Below are 20,085 nucleotides of genomic sequence, written 5' to 3'. Positions count from 1 at the left end.
TGATACTAAGCCTTGATTTTTTGGTTACTTTTTCATCAAGGAAAAAGTAACTTGCCCCTTCGGCTGTCAAGAGCCGAGGCAAGCCTGTGCGGCGGCGAGCTAAAAAAGAAACCTAACCAGTCAACAAACTACCTCTTCTTACTTACCTCATCTTTTAAAATAGTAGTCAACATAGGTCGATAAAAATTCCAAAAGAAACTTTTACGCTCCATTGGGTCTTGAGTATCGTATAGTAGAAATTTGAAAAAACCTATTCCTTTAAAATAAGAAGAAGTCATAGAAATCGGATTATCACAAAAATCACCAGAAAAATAGTAAAACTGATAATCGCTAGCATTGTGCATTAATACAGCCGGAAAACTTTCTGGAATACCATATTTTTTCAACTCAGCTTTCCCTTTTTGGTTAAGATAGATTTTAAAATCGGCAACACGTTGATTAACCTTTTCATTTGGTACAATAACATCAAACCAAAACGGATATTTAATTTTTTCAGGTAAAGAGAATTTCTCCTGCCCGTATTTAGAACTAATAATATACGGCAACGGATTACTTAAATGAGTAGTATCTTCTAAAATAACAACCTGATCAAAATCACTCACAAATGCAATACCCGCTCGTTTAAAAGGCCACTTCTTTCCATTAGCAGCTTTATAATTACGAACCAACCAAATAGGTAACTCTGTATTCACAGCAGTATCTAAACTATTAAAGAACCGAGCAGTCCAACCCGTCCAATGCATACCAAAAAGCTGTTCAAACCTATTTCTGTTTTCCGTACTCGTCGGCGATCCAATCGTATTAAACTCCGTAATAATCAACTTACGCTTAGCTTTCATCAGCTCCAAAAAATCTAAATCACGAGTACTCAAGCCGCCATATAGTATTCCAGAACTTCTTTGATCAGTATGTTGATTGTACCATTCTTTCTTGTAAATGCCATACGTATCTGTAAAGTAGGCTAGGTTAGCATCCTCACTTAGCTGTTCAAGTTGGCTAGGGCTAAAACGCTCCAAACCTTTCAGTCTAAATTTTTCATTATCCTTCGGGAAAAAACCATAATAATCCGAACCTACTTTATATCTTTTTTCGCTGGTCTTTGTATACTTTTCCTGGTTAAGTACCCAATCTAAAGAAATATGCTCTTGACCATCGCTCGTTAAAACAGTTTTATCAACAATGGCAACCACCAATTTTGTTTTTGGCATAAAAAACCAAACAATCAGCATGAGTATAGGTGTGGCAGGTATTAACCATAAAGCCAATAACAACTTGTTTTTCTTCATAAGAAATTAGAATCTCCTTAAATAACCAATGCCAAAATCTAACTGATTACCCTTTGTATTCTTCAAATATTCTTGGTTATCGTAACCCACCTTAAGCATCAATACATTAAATGTTTTAATAGATTTTCTATAACCTAAAGATATATTGTTCGATTTTAAGCGATAAGTACTCGAATTAAGTAACACATTATTCTGATTATCATCTGGAGATAAACCAGTACCAAGCGCCAAACTAAAATAATCATCAACCCCACCAAAATAATAGCGTGTAGTTAAGGCATAAGATTGAGAAACAGAATTATTTGAAGGAGTTAAATACGTTCGAAAATTAAACCAAAAGCTCTTATAATACTTACTTACAGATGCAGTATAAATCCAAGTGTTATCGCTAAAATGTAAAAGTCTAAAGCCAGCTTCAGCCTCAAAACTCAAAGGTAAATTAGCGTAAAGCGAAAATCCAGCTCTATATTTCGGGAAAACTCCAGCCGTATTCGAGATACCACCACTTACATACGCATAAAAAGTATTCGAAATATGCGGATAAGCATCAACCTCAAACTGATATCCATTCGTATTAAACCTATTGGCATAATTTACTCGACCAATAATAGACCCATATTTAGTTTGTCTACCGTAATCAACACTTACCAAATGCCAAGGATCATCAAATTGTTTATCAAAATAGATATAATCGTAGCTTAAACTTACTTTGTTTTTTGCACTATTCTCTTTAATTCTACTCGCCAAAGAACGAGCCTCAGTTAACGTAGGGTTATTCTTTAAAACACCACTCACCACCACATCAGCCTCTTGCCAACGTCTCAAATCGTTCAATACTTTTGCCTTCAACAACTGTAACGGTTCAGAAGTAGGTGCATTTTTAAGCCCAGTATTAACCACATCCAATGCCTTTTCAGAATTATCATTCCAAAATTCTAAATTACCCAAACCAACATATGCATCTTCATAAGCAGGCTGTTTGCTAATTACTTCATTAAAAGCCAAACGAGCACTATCTGGTTTTTTAGACCAAGTATATAAACGACCTAAAAATACACGGATATCAGCATAATCAGGGCTTCCTTGCAGGGCCGTTTTACTTAAAGAAATGGCTTTCGGATAATTGTTTTCATCAAATGCAGCTTTACGAGCCAGTGTAAAAAGATCATCTGCCGATTGCGCTTTTACACCGGTAATACAAAATAGAAGTATAAATAGGGACAGTAATAAACTATATTTCATTTATGTTTAGGAATTAGGGATGCCTTTAAAGTTAGGTAAAAAAGCAAAAACTGCAAGATAAATAACTAAATAAAAAAGGCTAATAAATAGCTTAAACCCACTTTTCAATTTATCTGACAAATAAATGATATGCATTTTCAAAACTGTTTCTACATTTGCTTAACAGTGTTAGATTATTTTATAGTATTTAACAAACCAATGGGAAGTAAAGAAAGAATACAGCGTCAAAAAGAAGATACTCGTAAGAGTATTTTAGATGCTGCTTTGCAAATTGTAAAACAAGAGGGATGGGCTGCTTTAAGTATGCGCAAAATTGCTGATGTAATTGAGTACACCGCTCCAATTATTTACGAATACTTCTCGAATAAGGAAGGCATTTTATTTGAATTGACCAGACAAGGTTATATGCATTTAGGTGTTAAGGTAAAAGCTGCCAGAGATAGTAAAGAAGATCCAGAAGAACAATTAGAGGCAATGTGGTTAGCCTATTGGGAGTTTGCTTTTGAAGAGAAGGAATTTTACCAATTGATGTATGGAGTGCAAGTTAATTGTTGCGAACTCTACACTAAAATGCCTGAAGCTGAATACACAACCGATTTGTTTTATGATGCAATTGAAAAATTACTAACCAAACAACCGGTGTCTGAAGATACTTCTTGCTTAAAATATTATACTTTTTGGTCGTTAATACACGGCTTAATCTCAATCAACCTTGTTCAAAAAGGTGCTAATGATGAAATTAATCAGCAAATTTTGAGAAGTGCAATTAAAGCAATTATTAAAACCATAAACGACTAAAACTTTTTTTTGCCCGATAATCTAACGCTGTTAGATAAATTATAAACGTTAAAGTAAACAATTAAAATCTCAATAATTATGAATCATATCTCCAAACATGCTCCAATATCTAACAATGTTAAATTATTTAACGAATGGGTAATTCTGTTAGTAATTACAGTTGTCTTATTTTTAGCTAGTTGCACAAATGCTCCAGATCAAATGGCTGCAGCACCTGCGCCATCATTACCAGTAATTACCGTTAGCCAAAGTTCACAAGAAACATTTGTAGATTATCCAGCATCTATACAAGGTGCAACTGATTTAGAAATCCGTCCGCAAATTGCTGGTACAATAGACAGAGTTCTTGTAAACGAAGGACAATTAGTAAGCAAAGGTCAATTGTTATTTCAAATTTCTGAACTTCCTTTTAGGGCACAATTAAATAATGCAAAAGCTGCCTTGCAAGCTGCAAAGTCAGCTGTTTTAAATGCACAACTTGAAATTGATAAGTTAACACCATTAGTTCAAGCGAAGGTAGTTTCTGCTTTCCAATTGCAAACTGCAAAAACGGCACATGAAATAGCTTTAGCGAATGTAGAACAAGCAAAATCTGGTGTTAATAGTGCGCAAATCAATTTAAACTACACTCAAATTAAAGCGCCAATAAGTGGTTATATCGGACGTTTGCCTAAAAAACAAGGTAGTTTAGTTGGTCCAACAGATGTTGAATCTTTAACCCAACTTTCTGATGTTCACGAAGTACATGTGTATTTCTCTTTAGCAGAAACAGATTTTATCAACTTCAATGCAAAATATCAAGGTAATTCGGTTGCAGATAGAATTAAACATTTGCCTTCGGTTTCATTGGTTTTAGCGGATCAAACAATTTATCCATCTGAAGGAAAAATCGACATGATTGATGGTCAGTTTGATAAAACAACAGGTGCAATCACTCTAAGAGCCAGCTTTGCAAATGCGCAAGGTTTATTAAGATCTGGTAATACTGGCAAAGTAAGAATGAGCTTAGAACACAACAATATCCTTTTGGTTCCGCAAGCTTCAACAATCGAAATACAAGATAAGGTATTTGTATTCGCAGTAAGCAAAGACAACAAAATTAGTAAACAACCTATAAAAGTGCTTGGTACAAGCGGCACCAATTATTTGGTAGAAGATGGTTTAAAATCAGGAGACCAGATTGTATCTAAAGGTTTCGAAAGCTTAAAAGAAGGAGATTTAATTCAACCTGAAAAAGCAAAAGCAGTAACGGCTTATAACGCCTCAAATAAATAATAAAATAAGATGTTCAAAATATTTCTAAACAGACCGGTTTTAGCGACGGTTATTTCTATCCTTTTAGTAATTCTAGGTGTACTAGGATTATCTAAATTGCCTCTACAACAATTTCCAGATATTGCGCCGCCTGCGGTTCAGGTTATGGCTTTTTATCCAGGTGCAAATGCAGAAACTGTGTTGCGTTCAGTTGCTCCATCATTAGAAGAAGCTATTAATGGTGTTGAAAACATGAGTTACATGAGCTCTACTGCAAGTAATGATGGCTCATTAGTAATTTCTGTCTACTTTAAATTGGGCACCAACCCAGATCAAGCTGCAGTAAATGTTCAAAACAGGGTTTCGCAAGCAACAAGTCAATTACCAACAGAAGTAGTACAAGCTGGTATTACTACCGCTAAACAACAGAATAGTTTAATTATGGTGGTCGATCTTTTCACGGATGACGAGAAAAACTACGATCAAACTTTTTTAGCCAATTATGCACAAATAAATATCATTCCAGATATTAAAAGAATACCTGGAGTAGGTTCTGCTACTATTTTTGGCGGTAATAAAGATTACTCGATGAGGGTTTGGTTAAATCCTTCGAAAATGGCAACCTACGGATTAACGCCAAAAGAAGTAATGGCTGTTATTCAAGATAAAAACTTAGAAGCTGCGCCTGGTAAATTTGGCGAAAGCAGTAAAGAGTCATTTGAATATGTGATTACCTATAAAGGGAAATTAAACAAGCCAGATCAATATGGAGAAATGGTTATCAAAGCAAACCCAGATGGTTCTATTTTACGATTGAAAGACTTAGCTAGAATTGAATTTGGAGCGTATTCTTATACCAATTTTACAAGAGTAAATGGCAAACCGGGTGTAAATATTGGTGTGGTTCAATTGGCAGGTTCTAATTCTAATGAAATCCAGATTGCCATTGCAAAACTGATGGATAAATCTGCGAAGAATTTTCCAAAAGGTGTAAAACATTTAATCTTATATAATACTAAAAACTCATTAGATCAATCTATTGATCAAGTAATTCATACGTTAATTGAAGCCTTTGTTTTAGTTTTCATCGTAGTGTTTATCTTCTTGCAAGATTTCCGTTCTACATTAATTCCTGCCATTGCAGTACCTGTAGCCATTTTAGGAACGTTTTTCTTTATGTGGATTTTCGGCTTCTCCATCAATCTATTAACACTTTTTGCTTTGGTTTTAGCCATAGGGATTGTCGTCGATGATGCGATTGTGGTCGTCGAGGCGGTACACGCAAAAATGGAGCATCGTCATTTGGCGCCAAAAGCTGCAACGGCTGCTGCGATGAGTGAAATTACGGGAGCAATTATTTCCATCACCTTAGTTATGTCTGCTGTGTTTTTACCAGTAGGATTTATGGAAGGCTCCACAGGTTTATTTTACAGACAGTTTGCCTTTACCTTGGCTATTGCGATTGTAATTTCTGCAGTAAACGCATTGACGTTAAGTCCAGCTTTGGCGGCGTTGTTTTTGAAAGAAAATCATCACGCAGGTACGGAAAAGAAAACGTTTAAAGAGAAATTCTTTGCAGGCTTTAACTCAGGATTTGAGAAAATTACCAATCAATACACTAACACGTTACGATTTTTAGTTCGTTTCCGTTGGTTAACATTAGTCGGCTTGGCTGCGGTAATTATTGCTACAGGTGTGATGATTAAAAGAACACCATCAGGATTTATCCCGTCAGAAGATCAAGGCTTTTTAGCCATCTCATTATCAATGCCGGCAGGTGCATCTTTAGATCGTACAACTGAGGTAATTAAACAAGCAGAAAGTTTATTGGGTTCAATGGAATCTAAACAAACCTTAATGGGTTTATCAGGTTTCAATATGCTTACACAATCCTCTAGTCCATCATCAGGAGTATTATTTGTGTTGTTGAAATTAACAGATGACAGAGGTAAAATAAAAGATATTGATGGCATTATGAACGAAGTTAGGGGCAAATTATCGGCCATTAAAGGTGCTAATTTCTTTGTGTTCACTTTTCCAACTGTACCAGGTTTTAGCAATATTGATGGATTGGATATGGTGTTGCAAGATAAAACTGGTGGATCGTTAGATAAGTTTAGTGCAGTCTCTAACAATTTTATAGCTGAGCTGATGAAGCGTCCTGAAATTGCCTTTGCCTTTACATCATTCAAATCTGATTATCCTCAATTAGAAATGAAACTAGATGAAGTTAAAGCAGCGCAATTGGGTGTAAGTGTGAAAGATATTTTGCAAACCATGCAAGCTTATTTTGGTAGTGCACAAGCATCAGACTTTAACCGTTTTGGTAAATATTATAGAGTAATTGTTCAGGCAGATAAAACAGATCGTGCTAATGCAGCTGCAATGGATGGTGTATTTGTAAAAAATAACACAGGCGAAATGGTTCCTCTAAATACTTTAGTAAAATTAGAAAGAGTTTACGGACCAGAAACTGCATCACGTTACAACTTATTTAATTCAATCGGATTAAACGCAATGACAAAACCAGGTTACAGTTCTGGCGATGGAATTAGAGCAGTAGAAGAAGTTGCAGCTAAACATTTACCTGGTGGTTATGGCTATGAATTTTCTGGAATGACCAAAGAAGAACTTTCTTCTGGCGGACAATCGGCAATCATTTTTATCCTTTGTTTATTGTTTGTTTACTTCTTGTTATCAGCTCAATATGAAAGTTACATTTTACCTTGGGCTGTAATTCTTTCCATTCCGACAGGCATATTTGGCGTATTTGCAGCTATTGGCTTAACAGGAATTTCAAACAATATTTATGTACAGGTTGCGCTCGTTATGCTCATCGGTTTGCTCGCAAAAAATGCAATCTTAATTGTAGAGTTTGCTATTCAGCGAAGAAGAGCAGGTAAATCTTTATTAGCAGCATCTCTGGAAGCAGCAAAATTAAGGTTACGTCCAATTATCATGACTTCATTAGCATTTATTGTAGGTATGATTCCGATGATGAGAGCAGTTGGTCCATCAGCTTTAGGAAATCATTCTATTAGTATTGCAGCAGCAGGAGGGATGGTTTTTGGAGTTGTTTTAGGCGTATTCGTCATCCCTGTATTGTTTATCATCTTCCAGTTTTTACAAGAAAAAATTACGGGTGCACCATTAGCAGTTGCACATGCAGAACATCATTCAGAAGATCATGGAAACTAACCAAAATACACAAACACAACAGCAAGAACAAGTTGTTTTGAGCGAATTCTTACCACTTATTGCTGAGTGGTTAAGGAAATGGTACAATTAAAAAAATAAATAAAATGAAAACGATATTAAATAGTTCTCTCGCAATTTTGCTTTTGGTGTTAAGCAGTTGTGGTCTTACAAAAGACATTGCAACACCAATTAAAGATGTGCCCATCAATTTTAGAGGTGCAGAAACTAGTGATAATGCTAGCATTGGTGCATTACCTATTAAGGAGTTTTTTAATAATCCAGCAATGCTGAATTTAATTGATAGCGCATTGATTAGAAACTTCGATTTACAAATTGCCTTAAAAAATATCGATGCAGCAGAATTGATTTTGAAAAGAGCGAAATTGGGTAATATTCCTCAATTGAATTTACAAGTTAACGCAAGCTCAAATCGTCCATCAGATAATAGTTTAAACGGATTAAGCACTTCTCAATTTTTAAATACAAGCCATATTGAAGATTATAACGCAAATTTAGCTTTGACTTGGGAAGCAGATATTTGGGGTAAAATTAAAAGGCAAAAAGAAGCAGCATACGCTGGATATCTACAATCTACCGAAGTTAAAAAAGCAGTACAAACTAGAATTGTAGCAGATATAGCTTCGGGTTTTTACAGATTGCTAATGCTTGATGCACAATTAGCTGTTGCAAAAAGAAATGTAGAGTTAAACAACAATACATTAAAAATGATAAAAATGCAGTTTGATGCCGGTCAAGTTACCTCATTGGCAATTCAACAAGCAGAAGGACAACAATTAAGAGCGTCACAACTCATTCCTCAAGTTACATCAGAAATAAGCATTCAAGAAAACGCTTTAAGTGCCTTAACAGGAAAATTTCCTTCTGCAATAGAGCGAGCAACAACTTTAGAACAATTAACTATTCCAGAGCAATTAGCAACTGGCGTTCCAGCAACGATGTTAAGCATCAGACCAGATGTAAAAAATGTAGAGCTAGGTTTAAAAATCGCAAATGCTAAAGTTGGTATTGCAAACGCAAAATTATACCCAAGCCTAGTTATTTCTGCTAGTGGCGGCTTAAATTCTTTTCAAGCGAGCAATTGGTTTAACATTCCAGCTTCTTTATTTGGAGTTGTTGGCGGCGGAATTACCCAACCAATTTTTCAGCGTAAAGAGTTAAAAACACAATTCGAACTAGCAAAAGTAGAAAGAGATCAATCGGTTTTATTATTCAGGCAAGCTGTAATTGGAGCTGTGGTGGAAGTTTCTAACGAACAAGCTAAAATCGTTAACCTTAAATCTGAGTATTCAATTGCACAAAACAGAGTGAAAACTTTACAGTTAGCAGTTAAAAACTCAGACTTACTTTTTAAAAGCGGAATGGCAAATTACTTAGAGGTAATTACAGCTCAAGGCAACTTATTACAAGGCGAATTAGATTTAACAACCCTAAAAACTGCACAATTAAATGCTAGTGTTTCTTTGTATAGAGCATTAGGCGGCGGTTGGCAGTAATATTTCGGTCATCATGCCCAGCTCGACTGGGCATCGTAATGCACTAAAAATTACGAGTTAATCTTTAAATCTGTGTTTATCTGTGCACATCGGTGGCTAAAATCCCTTAAAAACAGAAAAAGGCCTGCAATTAATTGCAAGCCTTTTTTATAATGTGTTCCCGACGAGATTCGAACTCATATCGATGGTACCGGAAACCATAATTCTATCCATTGAACTACGGGAACAAATATTTATCGCCTCGCAAAAATATAAAACTATTTTGGATATTAATAATTGGCTTTTCTGAAAAGAAAAAGCCACTTTTGCAGAACGATGTAAACAGAAAGAAGATGTAAATTTAATTATAAAGTTATGGAAGAACTGCTAGTAGACGAAATATTACAATTGTTAGAAAACGATAGTGATAGGCAGTTAAAAACCTATTTAAACGAACTCAACATTTCAGATGTAGAGCATTTAATAGATGAACTTCCACAACATGCCGTTAAATTCATCGAAACACTCTCCATCAAAAGAGCCGTAAACGTATTTCGTATCCTCGATTTCCCTACGCAAGAGCGGATCATTAAAAAACTCCAAAACAATAAACTAACCGAAATCATTAGGCAATTACCGCCAGATGATAGAACCGCACTCTTAGGAGAACTCAAAGGCGATGCAGTTAAAAAACTCCTTAGCCTGCTTCAAGATAACGACAGAAAAGAAGCATTAAACCTATTAGGCTACCAAGAAGATAGTGTTGGGCGCTTAATGACGCCCGATTTTATTGCTGTAAAAATAGATTGGACAGTAAATCGAGTACTCTCACACATTCGTCGTTACGGCAAAAACTCTGAAACCATAGATGTGGTATACGTAATTGATAAAGATGGAGTGCTTTTAGATGATATTCGAATACGTGAAATCCTCCTAGCAGATCCTGAAGTTAAAATAGGAGAACTAACCGATAACCGCCTAATTGCCTTAAAAGTAAACGATCCACAAGAAGAAGCAATTAACGTTTTCAGAATGAATAACAGAGTTGCTTTACCTGTAATTGACGATCAGAATATCCTTTTAGGTATTGTAACTATTGATGATATTTTGTGGATTGCCCACGAAGAATACACCGAAGACATGCACAAAATAGGGGGTACTGAAGCACTCGACGAACCTTATTTAGACATGCCTATTTTAAAGCTCGTTAAAAAAAGAGCAAGCTGGCTCATCGTTCTTTTCCTAGGAGAAATGCTCACCGCAACTGCTATGCAGCACTTCGAAATAGAACTCGAAAAAGCAGTAGTTCTTTCTCTTTTTATCCCCTTAATTATGAGTAGCGGCGGTAATAGCGGTTCCCAAGCATCAACCCTAATCATCCAAGCTATGGCATTAGGCGAAGTAACCATCGCAGCCTGGTGGCGAGTAATGCGCAGAGAACTAATTTCAGGGTTACTGTTAGGTTTAATACTAGGTACAATCGGCTTTATCAGAATATCCTTATGGCAAAACCTCGATCTTTATAATTACGGCACACATTGGTTTTTAATTGCTTTAACTATCTTTTTCACCCTAATAGGCATTGTGCTTTGGGGTAGTTTAATTGGTTCTATGATGCCAATTATTATGAAACGTTTAAAGCTCGATCCCGCCACCTCATCCGCACCATTCGTCGCCACCATGGTCGATGTAACAGGAATTGTAATTTACTTTAGTATCGCTGTTTTAGTCTTAAAAGGAGTATTGCTTTAAGGCTATACTGTTTATACACCTGTCATGCTGAGCTTGTCGAAGCACCTAAATAAACTTTTCGAAAAGTAAATGCAATTTTCGTCTTTGCGAAGGAGATTCTTCACCGACTGCGGCAATCTCCTTCATGGTACAAAAAATATAAGTTGTAAATTACAAGTAGGAGATTGCCACGGCTTGAGAAAAACAAGCCTCGCAAAGACGGACACAGAAGCAATAACGACCGCCCTGCAACCTTCCCAAACCACAATCATTACCAAGAACGTCATATGGCCTTGTAGCATCCTGAAGGAGAAAGCATTCAAACTTTAGCAAACACTTTAACAAACCACTGCCTAAGACAGAAAGCAGTTCGATCCTTCATCGGACCTTTTTCTGTCGCCTTAAAAGTTTGGATCGCTTAATCCGAGAGATGATACTAAGCCTTGATCTTTTGTTTCTTTTATATCAAGAGAAACTGCGAAGCATTCTTGAATACCCCTAAAATAAACACTCATGAAAAACGAAAGAGCCATCGGTGGCGGCGAACCGAAAAAGAGTAAAAGCGGTAGCGAGCTACAAAAGAGATCCTTCGCTGCGCTCTGGATGACGAAATAAAACGAAGCAAGAAAGATTGCTTCGTGCCTCGCAAAGACGACTGCCATAACCAACAAAAAAAGCTATCCTTTCGAGATAGCTTTTCATTATACTTTAAACAAGTTAAACCTTACACATTAAACCTAAAATGCATAATATCACCATCTTCAACAACATAAGTCTTACCCTCAACGCCTAACTTCCCAACCTCTTTACAAGCAGCTTCAGAACCAAGCGTTATAAAATCATTGTATTTAATAACCTCTGCACGAATAAAACCCTTTTCGAAATCAGTATGAATAACGCCAGCAGCTTGTGGGGCAGTAAAACCTTTCGTAATTGTCCAAGCTCTAACCTCTTGCACGCCAGCAGTAAAGTAAGTATACAAATCAAGCAAACGATACGCCGCTCTAATCAATTTATTTACACCAGATTCCGTTAAACCTAAATCAGCCAAAAACTCCTGACGTTCTTCATAGCTCTCCAATTCTGCAATCTCAGATTCAATCTTTGCAGAAATCACTAAAACCTCAGCATTTTCATCAGCTACGCTCGCTTTAACCAAATCAACATACTTATTTCCGTCAATTACCGAAGCCTCATCCACATTACAAACGTACATTACAGGTTTTTGAGTAAGTAAACCCAACTCTTCAATAAAATCGAAGTCGTCTTTCTCTAACGTTGCAGTACGAACAGATTTGCCAGCTTCTAAATGGGTTTTAACCAAAGTTAATATGTCGAAAGTTCTTTTGGCATCCTTATCGGTTTTAGCCATTTTCTCCACCTTCTGTATACGCTTAGCAACCGTATCTAAATCTTTCAACTGCAATTCAGTATCAATAATTTCTTTATCACGAATAGGATCTACAGAACCATCTACATGTATTACATTACCATCATCAAAACAACGTAAAACATGTATAATAGCGCTAGTTGCTCTAATGTTTCCTAAAAACTGATTACCTAAACCTTCACCTTTGGATGCGCCTTTTACTAAACCAGCAATATCTACAATCTCAATAGTATTAGGTTGCACTTTATTCGGTTTTACCAGCTCTGCAAGTTTAGTTAAACGATCATCTGGTACTGTAATTACACCAATATTAGGTTCTATAGTACAGAAAGGAAAATTTGCAGCCTGTGCTTTTGCGTTTGATAAACAGTTAAATAAGGTTGATTTACCCACATTTGGTAAGCCAACTATACCACATTGTAATGCCATTTATATCTTTAATTATTTGTAAATAGTTCATGGACTATAGTCTATTGACTATTTGCCCAAAGGGCGCAAAGATATTAATATTTATTATGTTTATCTTTGAAAATCAATATAAAGACACCAAAATGGAAAACTTAGAAGAGACGACCGAAACACATGAACAAACCACCTTGGTAGTGAGTGAAGAAATACGTAGTTATATTTACGAAATAGCCAAATGGGCAGGTTTTTTAGCTATTGTAGGTTTTGTTTTTACGGGTATTATGATTATCGGAGCATTTACAATTGGTGCTGCCATGAATACTAGTCCAGAGATTATGCTTATGGCTGGGCCATTGGGTAAGTTTGGAAGTATTTTTTTTACCGTGATTTGCTTGGTGTATGCCTTTGCCGTTTTTTATCCGAGTTTATTGTTGTTTAAATATTCTACTAAAGCTAAACATGGCGTTTTGTACGGAGAACAAGGTAGTTTAAATGATGCGCTTAGTAAACTGAAATCGCTTTTTAAGTATTGGGGCATATTGACTATCATTTTTATTAGTTTATATGTACTTGCAATTATTTCTTCGATAATGGCTAAGGTTTAGTTAATAGCTGATATTTCTTTGTGTATCGCGTCATTGCGAGGAGTGAAACGACGAAGCAATCTATCTAGTTGGGAAAGATTGCTTCGTCCCGATGAAAAATCGGAGACTCGCAATGACGATCAAAATCCCAAAGCTTAATAATATTTCTCCATTCCAGCTGCGGGTTTCCAATCAGATTTTGGTTCGAAATAATGCCATAAGGTTTTACTAAGCTTTCTTATTAGTGTGGTTCCTTCATTAGTATGGGCCCATGAAGTATCCTTTTGGTTTTTTGTAGCAATGCAAAATACATAATCACCATGTGGTGCATTTACTAAAACCACTTCAGAACGGGCTTCATCTACCGCACCAGATTTTGATGCTGCTTGCACATATGGAGGAATTTCAGATAATGCTTCCTTATCAAAATAAATACGAATTAAATTACGGTATATCCGTTCTGATGCCGCTGGACTAATCATTTTTCCATTGCGAATAAGCATTAACAATGTTGCCATTTCTCTTGGTGTAGTTTGTCCCCAACCATATTCCTGCTGATTTTGTCTTCTGCCAGGCGTTCTAGAATTTACGCGTGTATATTTTAATCCGTTTTGTTCCATTAATTCATTTATCGCCGTTCCAGTTCCTGCCAAACTTTGGCTCCATAAACTTGCCGTATTATCGCTTGTAGTAATCATTAACATCAAAACCTTACTGAGCCAAATCTTTTCTCCATCTTTAAAAGAACCTAAAATGTCTTCTCCAGCGTATAATAAACTGTCTTTATAAATCAGCTGTGCTTGATAACTGAGCTCGCCTTTTTCTATTTTATTAAAAATACCACAGGTGATAGGTACTTTAACCATACTTGCCGTAGGGAAAATGGTGTCTGCATTAAAACTGGCAGTTTTACCTGTTTTTAAATTTTTCACATACATACCAACATCACCATTAAAGCCTTTGGCCATTTCTGCTAGCATTTTAGTGAGCTTAGCATCTGTTTTTTCTTCTTGTGCAAATAGGTGAGAACTAATAAAAAGTAAAATTAACAGCAGTTTAAATAATTTCATGTTAATGATTTTGGTTAAACGAATATAATAACCTCAGTTTATTATTTATTAAAAAAGTTTATCCTCTACGCTCGTCAACCTGCCCTGTAGCTTGGTCGTCATTCCCAACTTGATTGGGAATCGTAATGCAATAAGAGGCTTTTTTACGCATTACGATTTCCGTTTTCCCGGGAATGACGGGGCAAAAAAAATCCCCCGATGTTATATCAGAGGACTTTTTATATGTTATTCCTTTAATTAGAAAGAAAAATCGTCGCTTTCAGTTTTTGGAGCGTGGTTATATTCTGCATTTTCAGAATATTCGTAGCGTTTTTCAACTACTTCTTGATGAGATTTAATGTACTCAACAGTTTCTGTTAAACCTTCAGTAAACTTTTCGAAATCTTCTTTGTATAAAAAGATTTTATGTTTTACAAAAACACCATCCTCTAATCTCTTTTTGCTCTCTGTTAAGGTTAGGTAATAATCGCCTGAACGTGTTGCTTTTACATCAAAAAAGTAAGTTCGCTTACCAGCTCTTACTTTCTTGGAAAAAACCTCTTCTCTCTCTTTGTTGTCAAAATCTCCCATTGTTGTGTGTTGTAATTAGTTTAAGGTTGGGGTAAATATAAAGCAATAATTATTAAAGTTCAAAATAGAAAGTACAGTAATTGTTCAAATTAATAAATAATACTATTTGAGGTAAAGAGGGTTTATCTTTTAACGAAGCTGATGAAACCAATTTTACGTAGTTTACGGTATAATAGTGCCTTGAATTTGATATGCATAATTAGTTAATATGCATACTGGTCAACTTCGTACTTAGTTCGATTCATGTTCGGGGAAATGTCCACTTTTGGAAAAGTGTATACACCAAAACCAGCAGGTGACCTAAACTAATACCGAGCTTGATAGGAGCTCTACCAGAACATAAGTCGCGGTAAGGTCGCTACAAGGTCGCCTTAGTATCGCGGTAAGTATTAAGAAAAAAATAGAAATTGTAACGGAAAATCGTTGTAGATGGGATGGTTTTTAAATATACATTTTTTATGACAAAGGTTCTTTCAATATTTAAAGTAGTTATTATTTAGGCATGGCCCCGCCATTCTTAACCCAATTTTCCATCTCTTTTTTTCTAATCATTGCCTTTTCATTTTCAATTCCATATCTAACAACAAAATATTTGTAATTTCTACGGAATTTTGACTTTCGAGCAATTATAGAATTTGGAAATGTAACTCTGTAAATATTGTATTCTTTTACAGATTGATCATAATTATCTAAGCTCAAATTGAGTTTGTCATTCAAATTTGATTTCAAACTATCTGACATTAAAATCTTATTTAATTTATATTCATTTAATTCAATTTTGTTTGAGTATTCTGTCGAGTAGCTGAATTTTTTTGAACTTTCTAGATAATATTTTAAGCTATCACTTTTTGTCTCTTGTTTAGCTAATTCTGTATTTCTTTCTCGTATGTTTTCAACATATTTCCCCCAATTCTGTTCAACTTTTTTACTTAGAATTTCCAGATTTTCTTTAGTATTTCGTCGGAATAGAAACCATGCAGCCGCACAAATTCCAACAAAGATTATTAATGTAATTAGACAGCCTTTTATATATTTCATTCTCTTTTAGTTTAATTAAAGGATAATTACTGATCACTTCTAAACTGAGGTATTCTCTTCTTCTAATAACTGATTATCATACATTTCTGTATAAACGCCACCTTTGTTAAGCAATTCTTGATGTGTGCCTTGTTCAATAATTTTTCCATCATCTAGCACAATAATTTTATCAGCGTTTTTAATAGTGGATATGCGATGAGCGATTAAAATACAGGTTTTCCCTTTCATGATTTGACCCAAATTGCCTAATATTTCTTCTTCGGTTTTGGTATCAACTGCCGAAAGACAATCATCGAATATTAATATTTTAGGTTCTTTTATTAATGCTCTTGCAATAGAAACACGCTGTTTTTGCCCGCCAGATAGCGTAATGCCACGTTCGCCAAGCATGGTTTCGAACTTCAAATCAAAATCTATAATGTTATTATATACAGCCGCATTTTGCGCAGCTTTCTCAACCTGACCAGGTTTAACTTCACTTAAGCCAAAGGCGATGTTGTTTTTAATGGTATCAGAAAAAAGAAATACTTCTTGTGGTACAAAACCAATCTGATTTCTATAATTAGTAAGATTTAAATTTCTTAATTCAATATCATCAATTTCAATTTTGCCACTATCAGTATCATACATTCGCATTATTAAATTTGCTAACGTAGATTTTCCAGATCCAGTTCTACCAATTACCGCTAAAAATTGCCCTTTTTCTACTTCAAAACTTACATCTTTTATGGCTTCAATTCCAGTATCTGGATAAGTAAAACTTACGTTTTTAAAGCTAATTTTTCCATCAAAAACTGGTGTTTCAGCTGTGCCAGAAGTAATATCTGGTTGTAATTGTAAAAATTCGTTAATCCGCTTTTGTGATGCCGCCGCTCTTTGTATTAGCGTAGTCACCCAACCCAACATGGTTACTGGAAAGGTTAATTGGTTTACGTAAACTATAAATTCTGCAATGTTACCAGGGGTGATGGAACCTTCCATTACTTGCTTTCCACCTATATAAACGGTTAAAATAGTGCTTAAACCAACTAATAAAAGCATTGTAGGATAAAACAATGCCTGAACTTTAACCAAATTCATAGAACTATTCTTATAAGCAATACTTTCATCTGCAAAAACAGATTGAGTTTGTTCTTCTCTTACGTACGATTTAATCACTCGAATGCCAGAAAATCGCTCTTGTACAAAACTCGATAATCGCGATAGCTGCTCTTGAATTCGTTCGCTTTTTTGATTGATGATTGTGTTTACATAGTAAATGGTAACAACTAAAATTGGGAGTGGCAGTAAACAATAAATAGCCAATTTACTATTTACATCGAACATAAAATAGATAATTAGACAGAAAAGTACAGCTGTATTGATGGTGTACATAATAGCTGGTCCAACATACATTCGTACTCTATTTACATCTTCGGTAGCACGGTTCATTAAATCTCCAGTATTATTTCGACGATAAAAACCAAGGCTTAATTTTTGATAATGCGCATAAATTTCATTCTTCATATCGTACTCAATATGCCTCGACATGAGGATGATGGTTTGTCGCATAAAAAATAAAAACAATCCTCTGATGAGGTACATTACTAATATGAGTGCGCCAAAAAAGAATAAGCTATAACTGAAAATATCATAGATAATTTGCTGACGATCAAAGCCATTAAATAACTGATAGATTAAAATATTTTCGGTAATTAAATTAAATGCATGACCAACAACTTGGGCTGGTACTACGCCAAAAATATTTGAAATGATGACGAAGACAATTCCAGGAATAATCCACCATTTATATTTATAGAAGTATTTGTTTAAATAAAGAAGATGTTTCATCAGTTGGTAAAGTTAGCCAAAAGAGTTTCTTTTTTTAATAAAAACAAAGTAAAATAATGGTTTTTTTATCTTAATTTTGCCACCGTCAATTCAACAAATTTGTATGTCTGGTACTAGTTCTATCGTCACTTCCGTTTTAGACCAATTAAGCGCATCAGGCCATAAAAAAGTGGTTTTTTGCAATGATCCCGATACCGGATTAAAAGCCATTATTGCTATTCATGATACAACTTTAGGCCCTGCTTTAGGCGGAACACGTATGTTTAATTACAGTTCTGAAGCAGAAGCTTTAGAAGATGTGTTGCGTTTATCAAAAGCAATGACCTATAAATCTGCCATTACTGGATTAAATTTAGGTGGCGGAAAAGCAGTGATCATTGGAGATTCTAGAAAGAATAAAACAGAGGCTTTAATGAGAAGTTATGGTCGTTTTATCAAAAATCTTAACGGTGAATTTATCACTGCCGAAGATATGGGTACTACGACTAGAGATATGGAGTACATCCGCATGGAAACAAGCCATGTTACAGGTGTTCCTGAATCGTTAGGTGGTGCTGGTAATCCTGCATTGTATACTGCTAAAGGAGTTTTTCTTGGAATTAAAGCATCTGTTAAAGAAGTTTTTGGTACCGATATGTTAGCTGGAAAATCTATAGTGGTACAAGGTATTGGAAATGTTGGCGAGCACTTAGTTGATTTATTGAGACAAGAAAACGTTGAAGTTTACATTAGCGATATAAATGAAGAGCGTTTGCATGAAGTTGCCCGTAAATACAAAGCAAAACCGATTGACGCAGATAAAATATTCACCATTGGTGCAGATATTTATTCGCCATGCGCATTGGGAGCTACGCTAAATGATAAAACCATAAAAAACATGAAATTCTCTATCATTGCTGGTTCGGCAAATAACCAATTAGCAGATGAAGATGTTCATGGTCAGTTGTTGTTGGATAAAGGAATTTTATATGCGCCAGATTATTTAATTAATGCTGGAGGTTTAATTAACTGCTACTCTGAATTAACAGGGTTTGGTAAAAAACGTACCATGCAATTAACTGAGCATATTTACGATGCTACTCGCGAAGTATTTAAATTATCTAAGTCTGAAAAAATACCTACTAATTTAGCTGCGGCTCGCATTGCGGAAAAAAGAATAAGCGACATTAAAAAAATAAAATCATCATATTAATTAGTATAAACGGTAGAAATTACCACTCGTTCTTACATTCATGTTAAACAGAAGGCACCTAAGAATCAAAGCTTTGCAAAATATTTTTGCTTGGCACATGACAGAAAAAAAAGATGTAGTAAGCAGTCAAAAAACTTTAATGCAAAGTATTGATAGTGTTTACGAAATGTATATCCGTATGCTTGCCTTATTGGTAGATGTAACGGAATATACCGCAAACGATGCAATTGAAAGAGCAAGCAAGCACTTGCCAACTGCAGAAGATTTAAATCCAAATCAGAAATTATTGCACAATAAGTTTGCAGTAACTTTAAAGCAAAATCCAGAATATACTGCGGCTATTAATAAATATCAGGTAAACTGGCATGCAGATCCAGAATTGGTAAAATCTATCTTTATCAAATTAAAAGATACGAAAGAATATGCAGCCTATCTTGAAGAAGGAGATGAAACGTTAGAAAGTTCTAAAGAAATCATCAAGTTTATTTTCCGTAAAATTTTATTGAAGAACTTAAATATTGTTCAAGCATTTGAAGATAAATTCATCAACTGGTCGGTAGATAGAGAAGTAATGCAAGGCATGATTGCTAAAACATTAAAAAACTTCACTTCTGAAGATCCTTTTAAAAATAAGTTAACTCCAATTAGTGCCGACTGGGTGGAAGATAGCAGATTTGTGAAAGATCTTTTTGCGTATACGTTGAAAAATGATAACGCTTATCAGGAACTAATTGCAGAGCGAACTAAGAATTGGGAATCGGAAAGAATTGCATTAATGGATACTATTTTAATGAAAATGGCCATTTGTGAGTTGATGAATTTTCCATCTATTCCTGTTAAGGTAACTATTAACGAGTACTTAGAATTATCAAAAGATTACAGTACACCGAAAAGTAATTCGTTTATAAACGGTATCTTGGATAAGATTTTAAACGATTTAAAAAGAACAAATAGTATTAAAAAATTAGGTAGAGGTTTGATAGAAGATTAATACCTTTAAA

General features: G+C 35.1%; 15 protein-coding genes and 1 tRNA gene. 8 read left to right on the top strand and 8 right to left on the bottom strand.

Features of this window, described 5'->3' with window-relative positions; translation table 11 throughout:
* Positions 1–128: 128 nt before the first annotated feature.
* Positions 129–1,286, bottom strand: a complete 1,158-nt coding sequence (locus GM921_RS08035; protein WP_182922078.1) for a hypothetical protein — start codon at positions 1,284–1,286, stop codon at positions 129–131.
* A 6-nt stretch (positions 1,287–1,292) separates the two neighbouring features.
* Positions 1,293–2,528 carry a YaiO family outer membrane beta-barrel protein gene (locus tag GM921_RS08030; RefSeq protein WP_182922077.1) on the bottom strand — a complete coding sequence of 412 codons (1,236 nt, stop codon included), beginning with the start codon at positions 2,526–2,528 and terminating at the stop codon, positions 1,293–1,295.
* A 198-nt stretch (positions 2,529–2,726) separates the two neighbouring features.
* Between GM921_RS08030 and GM921_RS08025 the strand changes: the two genes are divergently transcribed.
* The 4 genes from GM921_RS08025 (at position 2,727) to GM921_RS08010 (ending at position 9,292) form a co-directional block, all read left to right on the top strand.
* Positions 2,727–3,326, top strand: a complete 600-nt coding sequence (locus tag GM921_RS08025; RefSeq protein WP_182922076.1) for a TetR/AcrR family transcriptional regulator — start codon at positions 2,727–2,729, stop codon at positions 3,324–3,326.
* 78 nt (positions 3,327–3,404) lie between these two features.
* Positions 3,405–4,601 carry an efflux RND transporter periplasmic adaptor subunit gene (locus GM921_RS08020; RefSeq protein WP_182922075.1) on the top strand — a complete coding sequence of 399 codons (1,197 nt, stop codon included), beginning with the start codon at positions 3,405–3,407 and terminating at the stop codon, positions 4,599–4,601.
* Between the two features lie 9 nt (positions 4,602–4,610).
* Positions 4,611–7,778 (top strand): efflux RND transporter permease subunit, encoded by a 3,168-nt coding sequence (locus tag GM921_RS08015; protein ID WP_182922074.1) that lies wholly within the window; start codon positions 4,611–4,613, stop codon positions 7,776–7,778.
* Positions 7,779–7,882: 104 nt separating this feature from the next.
* The gene (locus tag GM921_RS08010; RefSeq protein WP_182922073.1) at positions 7,883–9,292 is read left to right on the top strand and encodes an efflux transporter outer membrane subunit; all 1,410 of its coding nucleotides are present in this window, start codon (positions 7,883–7,885) and stop codon (positions 9,290–9,292) included.
* A 155-nt stretch (positions 9,293–9,447) separates the two neighbouring features.
* Here the strand turns inward: GM921_RS08010 and GM921_RS08005 are convergent.
* Positions 9,448–9,519, bottom strand: a tRNA-Arg gene (locus GM921_RS08005).
* Between the two features lie 127 nt (positions 9,520–9,646).
* On the opposite strand from GM921_RS08005, the gene mgtE reads away from it, so the two are divergent.
* Positions 9,647–11,023: a magnesium transporter gene (mgtE, locus tag GM921_RS08000; RefSeq protein ID WP_182922072.1), complete on the top strand. Its 1,377-nt coding sequence runs from the start codon at positions 9,647–9,649 to the stop codon at positions 11,021–11,023.
* Positions 11,024–11,726: 703 nt separating this feature from the next.
* Here mgtE and ychF read toward each other — a convergent pair.
* Positions 11,727–12,821, bottom strand: a complete 1,095-nt coding sequence (gene ychF / locus GM921_RS07995) for a redox-regulated ATPase YchF (protein WP_182922071.1) — start codon at positions 12,819–12,821, stop codon at positions 11,727–11,729.
* 122 nt (positions 12,822–12,943) lie between these two features.
* Between ychF and GM921_RS07990 the strand changes: the two genes are divergently transcribed.
* Positions 12,944–13,405: a DUF5362 family protein gene (locus GM921_RS07990; RefSeq protein ID WP_182922070.1), complete on the top strand. Its 462-nt coding sequence runs from the start codon at positions 12,944–12,946 to the stop codon at positions 13,403–13,405.
* Between the two features lie 134 nt (positions 13,406–13,539).
* Here GM921_RS07990 and GM921_RS07985 read toward each other — a convergent pair whose 3' ends face one another.
* The 4 genes from GM921_RS07985 to GM921_RS07970 all read right to left on the bottom strand — a co-directional run bounded on the left by GM921_RS07985 (position 13,540) and on the right by GM921_RS07970 (position 17,892).
* Positions 13,540–14,454 carry a serine hydrolase gene (locus GM921_RS07985; RefSeq protein ID WP_182922069.1) on the bottom strand — a complete coding sequence of 305 codons (915 nt, stop codon included), beginning with the start codon at positions 14,452–14,454 and terminating at the stop codon, positions 13,540–13,542.
* Positions 14,455–14,691: 237 nt separating this feature from the next.
* Positions 14,692–15,024 carry a DUF3276 family protein gene (locus GM921_RS07980; protein ID WP_182922068.1) on the bottom strand — a complete coding sequence of 111 codons (333 nt, stop codon included), beginning with the start codon at positions 15,022–15,024 and terminating at the stop codon, positions 14,692–14,694.
* 492 nt (positions 15,025–15,516) lie between these two features.
* Positions 15,517–16,062, bottom strand: a complete 546-nt coding sequence (locus tag GM921_RS07975; protein WP_182922067.1) for a LemA family protein — start codon at positions 16,060–16,062, stop codon at positions 15,517–15,519.
* A gap of 39 nt (positions 16,063–16,101) precedes the next feature.
* Complete coding sequence (locus GM921_RS07970; protein ID WP_182922066.1) at positions 16,102–17,892, bottom strand: ABC transporter ATP-binding protein; 1,791 nt, start codon at positions 17,890–17,892, stop codon at positions 16,102–16,104.
* Positions 17,893–17,995: 103 nt separating this feature from the next.
* On the opposite strand from GM921_RS07970, the gene GM921_RS07965 reads away from it, so the two are divergent.
* Both GM921_RS07965 and nusB read left to right on the top strand, forming a co-directional pair.
* On the top strand, positions 17,996–19,084 hold the full coding sequence (locus GM921_RS07965) for a Glu/Leu/Phe/Val family dehydrogenase (RefSeq protein ID WP_182922065.1): 1,089 nt from the start codon (positions 17,996–17,998) through the stop codon (positions 19,082–19,084).
* Between the two features lie 40 nt (positions 19,085–19,124).
* On the top strand, positions 19,125–20,075 hold the full coding sequence (gene nusB / locus GM921_RS07960; RefSeq protein ID WP_182922064.1) for a transcription antitermination factor NusB: 951 nt from the start codon (positions 19,125–19,127) through the stop codon (positions 20,073–20,075).
* Positions 20,076–20,085: the final 10 nt, after the last annotated feature.

Source organism: Pedobacter planticolens, from assembly GCF_014172375.1.
In the GTDB taxonomy this organism is placed as follows: domain Bacteria; phylum Bacteroidota; class Bacteroidia; order Sphingobacteriales; family Sphingobacteriaceae; genus Pedobacter; species Pedobacter planticolens.
The sequence above is the reverse complement of the archived record's forward strand: the minus strand, read 5'-3'. Positions and strand labels throughout refer to the sequence as shown.